The organism is Streptomyces olindensis (genome assembly GCF_040645895.1).
In the GTDB taxonomy this organism is placed as follows: domain Bacteria; phylum Actinomycetota; class Actinomycetes; order Streptomycetales; family Streptomycetaceae; genus Streptomyces; species Streptomyces olindensis.
On record NZ_JBEYZD010000038.1, the window covers coordinates 19,948 to 34,434 of the forward strand.

At 72.3% G+C, this 14,487-nt stretch carries 14 protein-coding genes; 7 read left to right on the forward strand and 7 right to left on the reverse strand.

Annotation, left to right across the window (positions count from 1 at the left end; translation table 11 throughout):
• Window positions 1–14: 14 nt before the first annotated feature.
• Window positions 15–1,331, forward strand: a complete 1,317-nt coding sequence (locus ABZ948_RS23980; protein WP_359762683.1) for a serine-threonine protein kinase — start codon at window positions 15–17, stop codon at window positions 1,329–1,331.
• Window positions 1,332–1,350: 19 nt separating this feature from the next.
• Here the strand turns inward: ABZ948_RS23980 and ABZ948_RS23985 are convergent, their stop codons facing one another.
• Window positions 1,351–4,149 (reverse strand): penicillin acylase family protein, encoded by a 2,799-nt coding sequence (locus ABZ948_RS23985; protein ID WP_359762684.1) that lies wholly within the window; start codon window positions 4,147–4,149, stop codon window positions 1,351–1,353.
• A gap of 262 nt (window positions 4,150–4,411) precedes the next feature.
• Here ABZ948_RS23985 and ABZ948_RS23990 point away from each other — a divergent pair, with 262 nt between their 5' ends.
• Entirely contained in the window at window positions 4,412–5,014 is a 603-nt protein-coding gene (locus ABZ948_RS23990; protein WP_359762686.1) for a hypothetical protein, read from the forward strand.
• Window positions 5,015–5,089: 75 nt separating this feature from the next.
• Entirely contained in the window at window positions 5,090–5,815 is a 726-nt protein-coding gene (locus tag ABZ948_RS23995; protein ID WP_359762688.1) for a 3-keto-5-aminohexanoate cleavage protein, read from the forward strand.
• Window positions 5,816–6,064: 249 nt separating this feature from the next.
• Here ABZ948_RS23995 and soxR read toward each other — a convergent pair whose 3' ends face one another.
• Entirely contained in the window at window positions 6,065–6,547 is a 483-nt protein-coding gene (gene soxR / locus ABZ948_RS24000; RefSeq protein ID WP_359762689.1) for a redox-sensitive transcriptional activator SoxR, read from the reverse strand.
• A 97-nt stretch (window positions 6,548–6,644) separates the two neighbouring features.
• Here soxR and ABZ948_RS24005 point away from each other — a divergent pair, with 97 nt between their 5' ends.
• Window positions 6,645–7,106, forward strand: a complete 462-nt coding sequence (locus ABZ948_RS24005) for a MaoC family dehydratase (protein ID WP_359762691.1) — start codon at window positions 6,645–6,647, stop codon at window positions 7,104–7,106.
• On the opposite strand, the gene ABZ948_RS24010 is transcribed toward ABZ948_RS24005, so the two are convergent.
• From ABZ948_RS24010 to ABZ948_RS24020, 3 genes are all read right to left on the reverse strand, one after another.
• Window positions 7,097–7,744, reverse strand: a complete 648-nt coding sequence (locus ABZ948_RS24010; protein WP_359762693.1) for a TetR-type transcription factor C-terminal domain-containing protein — start codon at window positions 7,742–7,744, stop codon at window positions 7,097–7,099. The genes ABZ948_RS24005 and ABZ948_RS24010 overlap by 10 nt on opposite strands.
• Before the next feature lie 82 nt (window positions 7,745–7,826).
• On the reverse strand, window positions 7,827–8,078 hold the full coding sequence (locus tag ABZ948_RS24015) for a YiaA/YiaB family inner membrane protein (RefSeq protein ID WP_359762695.1): 252 nt from the start codon (window positions 8,076–8,078) through the stop codon (window positions 7,827–7,829).
• A gap of 88 nt (window positions 8,079–8,166) precedes the next feature.
• Window positions 8,167–9,318 (reverse strand): acyl-CoA dehydrogenase family protein, encoded by a 1,152-nt coding sequence (locus tag ABZ948_RS24020; protein ID WP_359762795.1) that lies wholly within the window; start codon window positions 9,316–9,318, stop codon window positions 8,167–8,169.
• An 86-nt stretch (window positions 9,319–9,404) separates the two neighbouring features.
• Here ABZ948_RS24020 and ABZ948_RS24025 point away from each other — a divergent pair, with 86 nt between their 5' ends.
• Genes ABZ948_RS24025 through ABZ948_RS24035 form a run of 3 tightly spaced genes read left to right on the forward strand, consistent with a single transcriptional unit; the run spans window position 9,405 to window position 11,855 of the window.
• Complete coding sequence (locus ABZ948_RS24025; protein ID WP_359762697.1) at window positions 9,405–10,055, forward strand: TetR/AcrR family transcriptional regulator; 651 nt, start codon at window positions 9,405–9,407, stop codon at window positions 10,053–10,055.
• 56 nt (window positions 10,056–10,111) lie between these two features.
• Entirely contained in the window at window positions 10,112–10,882 is a 771-nt protein-coding gene (locus ABZ948_RS24030; RefSeq protein ID WP_359762699.1) for an ArsR/SmtB family transcription factor, read from the forward strand.
• 10 nt (window positions 10,883–10,892) lie between these two features.
• Window positions 10,893–11,855 (forward strand): DMT family transporter, encoded by a 963-nt coding sequence (locus tag ABZ948_RS24035; RefSeq protein WP_359762701.1) that lies wholly within the window; start codon window positions 10,893–10,895, stop codon window positions 11,853–11,855.
• Here ABZ948_RS24035 and ABZ948_RS24040 read toward each other — a convergent pair.
• The gene (locus ABZ948_RS24040; RefSeq protein ID WP_359762702.1) at window positions 11,844–13,211 is read right to left on the reverse strand and encodes an MFS transporter; all 1,368 of its coding nucleotides are present in this window, start codon (window positions 13,209–13,211) and stop codon (window positions 11,844–11,846) included. The two genes, ABZ948_RS24035 and ABZ948_RS24040, sit on opposite strands and share 12 nt — an antisense overlap.
• Before the next feature lie 192 nt (window positions 13,212–13,403).
• Window positions 13,404–14,486 carry a Zn-dependent alcohol dehydrogenase gene (locus ABZ948_RS24045; RefSeq protein WP_359762704.1) on the reverse strand — a complete coding sequence of 361 codons (1,083 nt, stop codon included), beginning with the start codon at window positions 14,484–14,486 and terminating at the stop codon, window positions 13,404–13,406.
• Window position 14,487 lies beyond the last annotated feature (1 nt).

The following is a 14,487-nucleotide window of genomic DNA, read 5'->3' on the forward strand; positions in this document are numbered from 1 at the left end:
GAGGGGGCCTTGTCATGGCGGATCCGGCGATGAGCGTGACTCCCTACTGGGAGCTGACCTTCGACGCGGACGGGGACCCGGCGGGCCGTCAGCGCGACCGGCTGCTCGCCGGGGTGAGCGAACGGAAGGTGCGCGACCTGATCGTCTTCGCCCACGGCTGGAACAACGACCGCTCGGGCGCGACGCGGCTCTACGACCGTTTCTTCGCGCCGCTCCCCCGGCTGGCCCCGGCCGCCCGGATCGGGTACGCCGGGGTGCTGTGGCCGGCGATGCGGTTCTCGGACGAGCCGATCCCCGACTTCCCCCGGGCCGTGGCCGCCGACTCGCCCCGGCGCCCGGCCCTCGACAAGGACACCCGGCACGCGCTGCTGGAGACCTTCCCGGGCCGGGCGATCCTGGTCGACCAGATCGCCCGGCTGCTGGAGCAGCAACCACCGGAGGAGGCCGAGCTGGAGGAGTTCGGACGGCTGGTGCGGCTGCTGGTGGAGGTGGTGGCGCCCGGGCCGCAGGCGCTGTTCGCTGCGGACACGGAGGCGGAGGGAGTGCCGCAGAGCGAGCCGGGGATGTTCGCCGGGTCCTCGGCGGCGGCCTGCGCGGAGTTCGCGCGGGCGCTCGCGGAACCGGACGTCACCGGTGCCCCACGGGGTTTCAGGATCCCGAACCCCTGGGACGGTGCCCACGAGCTGCTGCGGCAGGCGACGTACTACGCGATGAAGCGGCGCGCGGGCACCGTCGGCGAGCGCGGACTCGGCCGGGTCGTCGGGCAGCTCGCCGCGGCTGCGCCGCATGTGCGCGTGCACCTCGTCGGGCACAGCTTCGGCGCGCGGCTGGTGTCGTTCGCGCTGCGCGGTCTCCCCGAGGGCGTCCGCACGGTGAAGTCGGTGACGCTGCTCCAAGGGGCGTTCTCGCACTACGCCTTCGCGGCCCGGCTGCCGCACGACGCCCGGGCCGGAGGAGTGCTCCAGGGACAGCAGAACCGCGTCGACGGTCCCCTGGTGTGCTGCCACTCGCGGCACGACACGGCACTCGGCACGATGTACCCGCTGGCGTCCCGCATGGCGGGCGACAGCCGGTCGGTCGCCGGCCTCGACATGGGCCGGGCCCTGGGCGCCAAGTGGGGCGCTCTGGGCTACGACGGCGTCCAGGCGGTGCCGGGCACGCGCGCGTACACCCTCGCCCAGGCCCTGAAGGCGAAGCTGCCCGCCTCGGGGTGCGTGAACGTGGACGCGGCGGCGGTGGTGAGACGGGGCGGGCCGCCGGCCGGGGCGCACAGCGACATCCTGCACGAGGAGCTGGCCCGGCTGGTGCTGGCGGCGGGCCGCGTCCGCTGACCCGCCGCCGGCCCTCGCGTCACCGGTGTGAGGTGAACTCCACGACCTGTTGGTAGGTCGGCCGGTTCTGCCAGCTGATCTTGCCGTGCTTGATGCCGCCGAGGGTGCGGTGGTTGATCGAGTCGGCACACCACTGGTCGCCCGCCGCGCACACGTCGTCGCCCGGGTAGACCTGGGCGGCGGTCTTGCCGGCCGCCTCCTTCAGGGTGCTGACGAGGGTGTCCCGGCAGGCGGCGAGACTGCCGTCGCCGCAGTACTCGCGGGCCAGCGGCCCTTGGACCTGCTCGCCGAGGACGGCCCGGATGTCCTTGTCGACGTAGCTCCACCAGCCGTACTGGAAGGAGCTCCCGGCGTGCGAGCCGGTCGGGCCGTGCGCGGCCGACGGGGACTCGTCCACGGGCAGGTTGGCGGTCATGGCCTCGAAGAGCTCACTGCCCAGGCCCGGTTCGAACTCGGCCTTGACCAGCAGCGGCCACCAGGCGTCCAGGATGCGGATCGCGTCGGCGTCGGCGTACTTCTTCGAGCCGGCCGAGGTCTCGGTGCGCTTCCCGCCCGCGGCGAGCCACGCCTGGAGCTTGCCGACGGCGGCGGCCGCCGCCGGGTCGGTGACGGGCGAGCTGTTGACGACCTTCAACAGGTCGGGCAGCACGTCCTCGGCCCGCAGGTCGGCGAGTCCCGCGTCCGCCATGGCCTTCACCAGCGAGGCCCGGGTCACCCCGCCCTGCTGGACCAGTTTCCTCACCCGGTCCTCCAGGAGGTTGCCGCGGTGCACGGACCCGTTGCCCCAGGGCGCGGTCGTGTAGTCCTTGGCCTGCTTGTTGTTCCAGGAGATGTAGTAGTCCTGGTCGACGGAGTGGGGGTGGGCGGAGGCCGGGGTGTAGTCGGCCGTGTTCGTCGCCGGGTCCCAGCCCCGCCACTCGTACGCCGGCCGCGCCCACACCGGGAACTCGGCGTCGACGCCGCTCGCGCGCACCGGGTTGTCGCCGCTGTTGTAGTACGCGGTGTGCTCGGAGTCGGCGTAGAACCAGTTGAAGGTGTAGTTGATGTGCTGCACCGCCTTCTGGAAGTCCTCCGGGCCCTTGACGTACTCGGGGTCGTTCAGCATCTGGAAGCCGATGATGGAGTCGGCCTCGTGCAGGAAGGACGAGCGCAGCGTGGTGTAGGCGACCTTCTTGCCACCGACCGTGGCGCGGTACTCCACCGGCCCGTACTTGGTGCGCCACACGCGCATCGTGTACGAACCGGCCGCGGTGCCGTCGGCGACGGTCGGCTTCCAGGCGTTCTTCTGCTCGACCTTCTCCATCGGCGTGCAGGTGCCGCGGTACAGGTAGTGGTAGTCGTCCTGGCACAGTTCGACGGCGTACGTGTCGATGATGTCCTGGCCCGAGGTGGTGGCGCTCCACGCGTAGTCCTGGCCGCGGCCGAGCTCGACGTAGAAGCTCAGGCCGGCGAAGGAGGCGCCGCGGGCGCTGATGCCCGGGCCCTGGAGCTCCTGGAGCAGCAGCAGCTGCGGGGCGAAGTAGCCGGTCTGCGGGCCGAACACGGCGACGGGGTGGCCGCTGGCGGTGTGCTTTCCGCTGACCACCAGGGCGTTGGACATGCCGCGCTTCGCGGAGGACAGGGCCGTCTTCGCCGCGTCGCGGGACGCGCCGGTGGCGCTCGGCGCGGCGGCGCTGCCGGTGCGGTCGTAGATGAGCGGCTCCTGCCGCACCGAGCCGGCGTCGGGCAGTGCCGTGCCCTGCGGGGAGTCCGGCTTCGTCGCGTACGGGAAGCTGCCGCTGTGCTGCGTGAGGACGGCCTCCGGATCGTTGCGCATCCGGAAGGACTCCCACACCTTGGTGCCCTCGGCGACGCCGTACTTCTCCTGGGCGGCCAGCAGCGAGATCGCGTTGTTGACCTCGCCGCCTCCGCCGGAGCCGAAGAGCGCGCCGATGACCGAGGCCAGCGCGACCAGGTCGGTGATCTTGAAGTGTTCTATCTTCCCGGCGTTGGTGACGGAGTCCTTGTGGCCCGTCAGGACGTACTCGCCGGGGAAGTTCCGGCCGCTGTCGGAGGCGTCGATGTAGGCGTTGATGCCGTCGAGGTAGGCCCGGGCGTCGGCGAGGGCCTGTTTGCCGCGCTCGCCGTTGGTGGCGACGGCGTTGTCGATCTGCGCCTGCAGATCGGCCTCGGTGTAGGGCGCGTGCCGCCAGAACTGCTGCTCCAGGCCCTGATTGGAGGGCGCGCCGCCCGCGAAGGAGGTCAGCTGTCCGCGCCCGACGTGCCGGAAGACGTCCATCAGCCACAGCCGGTCCTGGGCGGCCGCATAGCCGGCTCCGAACTCCGTGCCGTATCGAGTGGTACCGGTGATGTGCGGCACACCGGTCTTCTTGTCCCGGACGATCGTCACGTCACCGCGGCCGGCGGGTTTGACGGTGGAGGCGACTTGATCGGCGGGCACCCCGAACGAGGCGTCGTTGAAGAACGTGTTGATCTTGTCGTTGGTGAGTCCGGTGTACCCCTTGGCCAGGTCGGCGTAGGGCCCGAGCTGGTCCTCGGCGTGCTCCGGCTGGGTGCCGAAGGCCTGGTTGAGGAGGATCTGGGCGAGGGTGGCGTTGCCGTTCTGACCGGGCGGGAGGATGTCCGAACACTGGTTTCCGCAGTGGTCGTTCGCCGCGGCCGCGGCCTGGACGGTCGCCGTCTCCGAGGCCGCCGCCGGGGCCAGCGGCGACAAAAGACCTGCGATCAGGGCGCATACCGATGCGGTCTTCAGGAACCCGGGGATTCCGTGGGGAGTTCTCATTCTGTCGAGAACGGTGCGTGGGTGACGCCGTGGCATGGGAGCTCCTCCCGTGGGGGTGGGCGGGATGTTACCGCCGGTATCCCCGCGTTTGAAGATGAACAAGCGTCACTTTTGGGAGTCAGCACAACAGGCACACGGACCACGGCAGTCGACTGGCGAGCCTCTTCGGACCGCTTATGGAGGCCATTTGAAATCGGATGGAGCCGATTCGCTTGTCGATACGTCTATTCGGCGACGTCCGTACGACGACGCCGAAGTGACCGGATTACAGGTGCAGGTGTGACGGAGGTGCAGGACGATGGCCGGTTTCCGGAGTCTGGCGAGACAGGTCCGCGATCCGCGGTGCGATCTGGCCTTGCGGCGCTATTCGCTGCGCAAGTGCCTTGAGAGGTTCGCCCCTTACGGACACAGGGCGACCTGGGACCATTTGTGCTCCCGGGCCGGGTTCGGTCCGGAGGACCGGTCCCCCGATCCAGCGCGGCTCGTGGCCGCACTGGACGAACTGGAGGAGGCGCGGGCGGTCTGGCTGGCCTATGAGGTCGAGTTCGCCGAGCGCCGCAAGAAGGAGAAGCACGACGGACTGCGCAGGCCGGGCAGTGTGGACGACTGGCACCGGCTGACCTGGGGCGGTTTCGGCGTGGCGTGGTGCGACGATCCGGCGGTCCATCCCCGTGAACCGCTGGCCGAGGTGCTGCGCCGGCTGATCGCCGCGCTGGAGCGCGAGCCGGGCTCGACGTGCCCGGCGTGCGGCGGGGAGCAACTCGCCTGGAAGTACGGTCTGGACCACGAGCCCTCGGCGGGTCCGGTCTGCACGGACTGCGGAATCCTGGTGCCGCGTCCCGTGCTCACGCCCGAAGCGCTGGCGGACGCCAGGCGGGCGAGGTTGCTGGTGTCGGCTTGACGGATGCGGGTGCGCGGGGGGTGCGCCGGGGATGCCGCACCCCCACTGTCGGTGCCGGCTGACACCATGGCCGGCATGGTGCAGGTATGTCTGAACGGTCCGCGGACCGCCGCCGACGGTACGGCGGTGCCGCTGACGCCCGAGTCGATGGCCGACTCCGCGGCGGCCGCCGTCGCGGCCGGGGCCACGGACGTCCATGTCCATCCCAAGACGCCCTGCGGGCGGGACACGCTGTCGCCGAGGGTGCTCGCCGAGACGCTGGCGGAGATCCGGGCACGGGTGTCCGTACCGGTGGGTGTGACGACGGGGGCGTGGGCCGAGCCGGACCCCGCCGCCCGGCTCGACCGGATCCGCAGCTGGACCGTCCTGCCCGACCACGCCTCGGTCAACTGGCATGAGCCGGGGGCCGAACAGGTGGCCGCCGAGCTGCTCGGTCTCGGGGTGGGAGTGGAGGCCGGCATCTGGTCCGGGACGGACGCGGCGGAGCGGTTCGCGGTGTCGCCGCTCGGGCCGAAGGTCCTGCGGGTGCTTGCGGAGGTGACGGACCCGGACCCTTCGAGCGCGGCGGCTTCCGCACAGGCACTGCTGTCCGACCTGGGCGCGGCCCACGGGCGTCCCGTGCTGCTGCACGGGGAGGACGGGGGTGCGTGGCCGGTGCTGCGGCTTGCGGGGCGGTTGGGGTTGGCGACGCGCATTGGGCTGGAGGATGTGCTGGTCCTGCCCGAGGGGCGGCCGGCTGGGTCCAACGCGGAGTTGGTGACGGCGGGGTTGGTGGAGTACGGCACGCGGGGTTGTGGCTGAGGCCGGGTGGGTGCGCAACTCGGCGCGACGGGGTGCCGCTTCTTTGGGACGGGTGCCGCCCTTAGCGGCACGATTGCCCGCAGCTCAGCCAGAGCGGGCCCGCAGCCGCCGGACCACGGAAGGGGACGTGTCGGGGGGTGTCCGCCCGCAGCGGTTGGCGCGTCAACGGACAGCGAGTCGGTATGCAACCCCATCGCGCCGTTCCGAGGACGGACACCCCCCGGCGCGGCCCCGACCCACCACCCGGCGTCACGCGCTACGCGCACCCCCACCACCGTTGCGTTCCACCATCAGACGCGACCCGGCCCGGCGTTCACCGAACACGTCCCCCGGGTTGGACAGCACGCACGTGTCGAGGGACAGGCAGCCGCAGCCGATGCAGTCGGTGAGGTGGTCCCGCAGGCGGTTCAGCTGGTTGATGCGCTCCTCGAGCTCCGAGCGCCACGCCTCCGACAGATGCGCCCAGTCCTCCCTGGTCGGCGTCCGCTCCTCCGGCAGCTCCGCCAGCGCCTCGCGAATCGTCGCCAGCGGAATCCCGACCCGCTGCGCGGCCCTGATGAACGCGACCCGCCGCAGCGTGTCCCGGGAGTAGCGCCGCTGGTTGCCCGACGTACGCCGACTGCTGATCAAGCCCTTGGACTCGTAGAAGTGCAAGGCGGACACCGCCGCCCCACTGCGCGCCGACAGCTGCCCGACCGTGAGCTCGTGGATCTTCTCTGGAATCTGAGGCACCCCTCGAACCCTACCCAGTCCGTTGACACAACCCCCGGCGGCCGACCATGCTAAGCAGTCGCTTAGAAAAGCTCCCCGCACGAGAGGCCTGGAAGACATGGCAGAGCCGAGGATCTTCACGTCCGTCGACGACCTGAAGGCGGCGATTGGCGAGCAACTGGGACACACCGACTGGCTCGACATCGACCAGAAGCGGATCGACCTGTTCGCGGAGGCCACCGGCGACCACCAGTGGATCCACGTCGACCCGGAGAAGGCCGCCGCGGGCCCCTTCGGCACCACCATCGCGCACGGCTATCTGACCCTGTCGCTGCTCCCCCTCTTCGGCCCGCAGCTGATCTCCGTCGAGGGCGTGAAGATGGGCGTCAACTACGGCACGAACAAGGTGCGTTTCCCCGCCCCCGTCCCCGTCGGCTCCCGCCTGCGCGCCACCGCGACGATCACCGGCGTCGACGACGTCCCGGGCGGCGCCCAGGTCACCGTCGCCTTCACCGTGGAGCGCGAGGGTGGCGAGAAGCCGGTCTGCGTCGCCGAGTCCGTCTCGCGCTACTACTTCTGAGCCGCGGCCTCCGAGGCCCCCGCCCCCACCATCCGCAGCACGAGGTCGGCGTACAGCTCGCCGACCTCCTCCGGCGTGCGCGGCCCGTCCAGGCTGAACCACCGCGCGACGTCGATGCACAGCGACAGCACGGCCAGCGTCGTCCCGTGCACGTCGATGACCTCGAACTCGCCCGACCGCACGCCCTCCTCGATGATCCCGCGCACCTCCGCGTCGACCTGGCGGCGCAGCGCGAGGATCTCGGCGCGGGCGTCGGGACCGAGCGAGTCGAGTTCGTACTGCACGACCCGCGCGGTGGTCCGCCCGCCCGCGTGCCAGCGCACGAAGGAACTCACCGCGTCGGCGAGCCGCTCGGTGGGGCTGCCCTCGCGGCGGGACGCCGTCCGCAGGATCTCCAGGGCCTTCTCGTGCCCGATCCTGCTGATGCGGTGCAGCAGTTCTTCCTTGGTCTTGTAGTGGATGTAGAGCGCGGCCGGGCTCATCCCGGCACGGCCCGCGATGTCACGGGTCGTCGTGGCGTGGTAGCCGCGCTCGGCGAAGGCCTCCACCGCGGCGATCAGCAGCCGTCGCGCCGCGTCGGGCGTGACCTCGCCCCACGCCTGCGCCTCGCCGCCGGCCGTCTCCTCCGCCGTACTCATCACTCGCCCCTCTCCACTGACAGGGGCACCACCATACCGCCGAAGGTGAGCGAGCGCTTAGCGAGGCCGCCCGGCCTGCCGCTCAGTGCTTCTCGAAGGGGGTGTACGGGGACGCCGGCGCCGCCCCCTCCTGCCGGTCCCGGATCACCTTGGCCAGCGTGAAGGAGGAGGTGACGAGGTACAGCACGGCGATGGCGAGGAAGCCCCGCACCCAGGCGTCGGCGCTCAGCTGGTAGATGCCGATCGCGGTGGCCGCCATGGCGACGGCGAAGGAGGCGACGGCCTGGCCGTAGAAGGCGGCCGTGTTCTGCGGCTTGCCCGGTGTGTCACTCATGGGGCCAGCATCGGCGAACGTGGCCCGCGCCACATCCGCTCGGCTACTCAGATGCCGCAGCGGATTCCCCAGGTACCCGACCGCTTCCTCAGAACGCCGAAACCCCGGTCAGGGCCCGCCCGATGACCAGCTTCTGGATCTGGCTCGTGCCCTCGTAGAGGGTCATCACCCGGGCGTCCCGCAGCAGCTTGCCCGCCGGGTACTCGTCGACGTAGCCGTATCCGCCGAAGACCTGAAGCGCGTTGTTCGCGGCGCGGACGGCCGCCTCCGAGGCGAACAGCTTGGCCTTGGAGGACTCGACGGCGAACGGCTGCCCCCGGTCGATCAGGTCGGCGACCCGCCAGGTCAGCAGCCGGGCGGCGTCGACGTCCACGGCGATGTCGCTGATCAGCTCCTGGACCAGCTGGTGATGGGCGATGGTCTTCCCGAACTGCTCGCGCTCGCCGGCGTGGCGCACGGCCGCGTCCAGGGCCGCCTGGGCGATGCCGACGCACCCGGCCGCGACGGACATCCGCCCCTTGGCGAGGGCGGACATCGCGACGGAGAAGCCCTTGCCCTCCTCCCCCAGCATCGCGGAGGCCGGCACGCGCACGCCCTGAAGGACGAGTTCCGCGGTGGCCTGGCCGCGCAGCCCGAGTTTGCCGTGGATCGTGCGGCGGGTCAGGCCGGGCGTGTCGGTGGGGACTAGGAAGGCGGTGACGCCCTTGTGGCCGGGGGCGTCCGTGGAGCGGGCGAAGAGCAGGACGACGTCGGCCCAGGTGCCGTTGGTGATGAACATCTTGGTGCCGTCGATGACGTAGTCGTCGCCGTCCCGCACTGCCCGCGTCGTGAGGTTGCCCGCGTCCGAGCCGGTGCCCGGCTCGGTCAGGCCGAAGCAGCCGACCGACGCGCCGGAGGTCAGCCCCGGGAGCCAGCGCCGCTTCTGTTCCTCGCTCCCCCAGGCGGCGACGGTCTTGGCGACGAGGCCGAGGGAGACGGAGACGATGCCGCGCACGGACGAGTCGCCCCGGCCGAGTTCCTCCGTGACCAGGCAGTACGCGAGGTGGTCGCCGCCGGAGCCGCCGTACTCCTCGTCGATCGTCAGCCCCAGGAAGCCGACGTCGCCGAGTTTCTTCACGATCGCGCGGTCGACCTCCTCGGCGCGGTCCCAGGCGATGACGTTCGGGGTGATCTCCCGCTCCACGAAGCCCCGCGCGAGCCGCCTGACCGCGCTCTGCTCCTCGCTGAGCTCCAGGTTCACCACGAGTCACCCCATCCGGACGCCGTACCGCACTTGAAAACCGTACATTTAAATTAGCACTGCTAGTTTCTGGCCGCAGCCCTACTATGTGCGCCATGGCCCGACCGCGCAAGCCCCTGCTCAGTACCGACCGGATCGTCGAGACGGCCCGCGCGCTCGTGGACGCTGAGGGCCTCGCGGCCGTCTCCACACGCCGGCTCGCCGCCGAACTCGGCGTCAGCGGGCCCTCGCTCTACAACCACTTCCGCACCAAGGACGAGATCCTGGAGGCGGTCGCCGACTCGGTGAGCGGCCAGGTGGACCTGTCGATGTTCCAGGACGGCCGGGACTGGCGGACCGCGCTGCACGACTGGGCCGTCTCCTACCGGGCCGCGCTGCGCGACCACCCGAACATCGTCCCGGTGCTGGCCCGCGGCCCCGGCCGCCGACCGGCCGGACTGCGCCTCGCGGACGCCGTCTACGGCGCGATGGTCGCCGCGGGCTGGCCGCCCGCGCACGCCACGTCGATCGGCGCGCTGATGCGCTACTTCGTCATGGGATCCGCGCTCGGCTCCTTCGCCGGGGGCTTCGTGGACGACGCGAGCGCCTACGATCCCGCCGACTATCCCCACCTCCAGCAGGCGCACCTGCTCGCCGAGCAGCAGGAGAAGATCGACGAGCGGGCCTTCGAGACGGGGCTGACGGCCCTGCTGGACGGGCTGGCGCGGCAGTACGAGCAGGTGCGGCGGACGGCCTAGGGACACCGCGGGACACTTCGGCGGCGGCCGAAGGGTTCGTGTTCCATGCTGGGGTCATGACGACGAGGGATCCGCAGGCCATGGCGCTGGCGCGGCTCGCCGGGCTGATCGCGGACGAGACGCGGGCGATGTGCCTGCTCGCGCTGCTCGACGGGCGGGCCTGGACGGCGAGCGAGCTGGCGCGGCACGCGGGTGTCGCCGCGTCCACGCTGAGCGAGCACCTGGGCCGGCTCGTCGCGGGCGGGCTGCTCACCGAGGAGCGGCAGGGCCGGCACCGGTACGTCCGGCTGGCCGACGCCCGGGTCGCGCACCTGGTCGAGGACCTGGCCGCGCAGGTCGCCCCCGCGGACCGGGCCGCACGCCCCCGGAACCTGCGGCAGTCGAGCGCCGACTCGGCGATGGCCCGGGGCCGCACCTGCTACGACCACCTCGCCGGGCGCCTCGGCATCGCGGTCACGGACGCGCTGACGGCGCGCGGGCTGCTGCAGCAGGAGACCGGGTTCGCGCTCACCGACGCGGGGCTGGCGTGGTTCGAGGCGGTCGGCATCAGCCTCGAACGGCGCGGCCGGCGCCCCCTGGCCCGCGCCTGCCTGGACTGGACCGAACGCCGTCCGCATCTCGCGGGTGTCGCGGGCGCGGCCCTGTGCCGGCACGCCCTGGACGCGGGGTGGTGCGTGCGCGTCGGCTCCGCGCGGGCGGTGAAGGTGACGGCGGCCGGCGAACGCGCCCTCTTCGACCTGCTGGGCGTCGACGCCGCCGCGCTGCGCCTGGAGGTGTCCGGCGCCCCGTCCGAAAACCGCGAGCTCACGACCCTGTCACCCCCCTAACCTCAGGAGCATGATGAACGACTCCCCGCCCGCGCCCACCCGTCGAGCCGAGTGGGGGGCCGCCGCCGCGGCCACGGTCACCGTGGTGCTGTGGGCGTCCGCCTTCGTCTCGATCCGCAGCGCGGGCGAGGCGTACTCGCCGGGTGCGCTGGCGCTCGGGCGGCTGCTCGCCGGGGCGCTGACCCTGGGCGTGATCTGCCTGCTGCGGCGGGAGACGTGGCCGCCGCGCCCGGCCTGGCGCGGCATCGCGATCTCCGGGCTGCTCTGGTTCGGCTTCTACATGGTCGCCCTGAACTGGGGCGAGCAGCAGGTCGACGCGGGTACGGCCGCCCTGGTCGTGAACATCGGGCCGATCCTGATCGCGCTGCTGGGGGCCCGGCTGCTCGGCGACCCGATGCCGCCGCGGCTGCTGGCGGGGATGGCGGTGTCGTTCGCCGGTGCGGTGACCGTGGGTCTGTCGATGTCGGGTGAGGGCGGTTCCTCGGTGCTCGGTGTGGTGCTGTGCCTGCTGGCGGCGGTCGCCTACGCCGGTGGCGTGGTGGCGCAGAAGCCGGCGCTGGGCTCGGCGAGCCCGTTGCAGGTGACGACGTTCGGCTGCCTGGTCGGCGCGGTGCTGTGCCTGCCGTTCGCGGGGCAGCTCGTGCGGGAGGCCGCGCAGGCCCCGGCCTCCGCGACGCTGAACATGGTGTACCTGGGCGTCTTCCCGACGGCCCTCGCCTTCACGACCTGGGCGTACGCGCTGTCCCGGACGACCGCGAGCCGGATGGGCGCGACGACGTACGCGGTGCCGGCGCTGGTCGTCCTGATGTCCTGGCTGTTCCTGGGTGAGGTGCCGGGGCTGCTCACGCTGGTCGGCGGTGCGCTGTGCCTGGCGGGTGTGGCCGTGTCGCGGTCGCGGGCGGCGGCCCGGGCCCGGACTCCGGGAGCGGTTCCGGAGCCCCGGCCCGAGCGGGCGCCGGACTCAGCTCGCTGACTCGGCCTCCGCCTTGGCCTCGGGCGCGGCCTGCGGCTCCGCCGCCCGCGCCCGGTCCGCGAGGACCTTGATGGAGATCAGCGCGATCACCGAGAGCGCGATGATGTAGCCGGACACCGCCATCGAGGTGCCGGTCGCCTCCAGCAGCAGCACCATGACGAAGGGCGCCAGCCCGCCGCCCGCGACGGCGGCGATCTGGTAGCCCAGGGAGGCGCCGGTGTAGCGCATCTCGGGTGTGAACAGCTCGGCGAACAGCGCGGCCTGGGGTCCGTACATGATGCTCAGGAAGCAGCTGGCGACGAACGTGCCGACCGCGAGCCACAGCAGCGAGCCGGTGTCGATCAGCAGGAAGAGCGGTACGGCCCACAGGGCGATGCCGGCCGCGCCGAGGGCGTAGATCCGGATGCGGCCGATGCGGTCGGAGAGCGCGGCGGCGGCCGGGATCAGCACGAGCTGGGTCAGGCTGACGCAGAGCGAGACCATCAGGACCGGGCCCTTCTTCATGTCCAGCTCACGGGTCGTGTAGTCGAGGACGCCCGTGATGAGGATGTAGAAGGTCGCGGTGTTCACGGCGAAGGAGCCGCCGGCCAGGAGCACCGTGCCGAGGTGGCCGCGCAGGATCGTGCGCAGCGGGGAGCTCTGCTCGGACTTCTCCCTCTCGGCGAGCGCCCGCTCGGCCTCGCGGAACGCCGGGGTCTCCTCGACGCGGGTGTGGATGTACCAGGCGAGGCCGAGGACCAGCAGGCCGACCAGGAACGGCACGCGCCAGCCCCAGGCGGCGAACGCCGAGTCGGTGGTGAGGGCGCCGGCCAGCAGGAAGACGGTGTTGGCGGTGACCACGCCGATGGGGACGCCGAGCTGGACGACGCTGCCGTAGACGCCGCGCTTGCCCTCCGGGGCGTACTCGGTGGCCAGGAGCATCGCGCCGCCCCACTGGGCGCCGACGGCGACGCCCTGGGCGACGCGGAGCAGCACGAGCAGGATCGGGGCGGCGACGCCGATGGTGTCGTAGGTCGGGAGCAGGCCGATGCCGGTGGTGGCCACGCCCATCAGGGTGAGGGCGAGGACCAGCATCGGCTTGCGGCCGCGCTTGTCCCCGAGGTGGCCGGCGACGATGCCGCCGAGGGGGCGGGCGAGGAAGCCGACGGCGAAGGTGGCGAACGATGCAAGGACGCCGGCGGTCGGGCTGCCGGCGGGGAAGTAGAGGTCGCCGAGGACGAGGGCGGCGGCGATGCCGAAGACGAAGTAGTCGTACCACTCGACGGCCGAGGCGAGCGCCGCCGCGGTGGCCACTCGGCGGCGGTTGCCCACGGCGGGCGTGGTGGTGGCGGGCTGAGCGGATGGTGCCGTGTCCATGCGGTGCACGCTCCGGTGGGTGCGGGGACGGAACGGGGGGTGGCTCGGGTCCCGGGAACGTACTGACCGGACGGTATGCTCGTCAACGGGTCGTGCACCAGGACTTTTTGCCTGTACCTGGCATTCGGTGAGCGTCCGGACATGCCTGCGGCCCCGGTCTCGCGGGGAGGCCGGGGTGCGGGCGGAGACGGCTTAGAAGACGACCAGGGCGCGGCCGCCCTTGCCCGCCAGCATGTTCTCGAAGGCCGCCGGGATGCCGTCCAGGGAGATGCGTTCCGTCACCAGGGCGCTGAGGTCGAGGCGGCCCGCCCGGACGTGTTCGGCCAGGACCGGGAGGTCCCGGGCCGGGTCGGAGTTGCCGTAGACGCAGCCGGTCAGGGTGCGGCCCCAGTGGAAGATCTCCAGGGCGTTGAAGGTGACCTGCTGGTCCTTGCCGCCGATGCCGACGACCGTGGTGCGGCCGCCGCGCCGGGTGGAGTCCCAGGCCGTGCGGATGGTGACGGCCCGCCCGGCGCACTCGACGGCGACGTCGACGCCCTGCTTGCCGGTCAGGCCGCGGATCTCGCGGGCGGTGGTGTCGGAGGCGACGAGGTAGTCGGTGGCGCCGGCCGCCCGGGCCAGTTCCTCCTTCGCGGGGGAGACGTCCACCGCGACGATCTTCGAGGCGCCCGCGATCCGGGCCGCCTGGAGGGCGGCGAGGCCCACTCCCCCGACGCCGAAGACGGCGACCGTCTCGCCCTGCCGGACCCGGGCCGAGTGGTGGACGGCGCCGTACCCGGTGAGGACGGCGCAGCCGAGGAGGGCCGCGTCGGTGAGCGGGACGCCGTCGGGGACGGGCAGGACGCAGCCGGCGGGGACGACCGTCTCCTCGGCGAACGCGGCGACGTTCAGCCCAGGGTGGAGGTCGGTGCCCTCGGCGGTGCGGGCGTGGACGTCGGCGGCGCCGTTCAGGGCGTTGGCGCACAGCCAGACCTCGCCGAGCGAACAGGCGTGGCAGGTGCCGCAGGACGGCGCCCAGTTGAGGACGACCCCGTCGCCGGGCGCGACGTGGGTGACGCCCTCGCCGACGGCGACGACCGTGCCGGCGCCCTCGTGCCCGAGGACGGCGGGGACGGGCAGGCGCATGGTGCCGTTGGACAGGGACAGGTCGGAGTGGCAGACCCCGGCGGCGGCGAGCCGGACGTGGACCTGTCCGGGTCCGGGGTCGGGCAGCTCGATGCCGGTGATCTCCAGCGGGGAGCCGACGGCGGGCAGGACGGCGGCGCGGACAGCCATG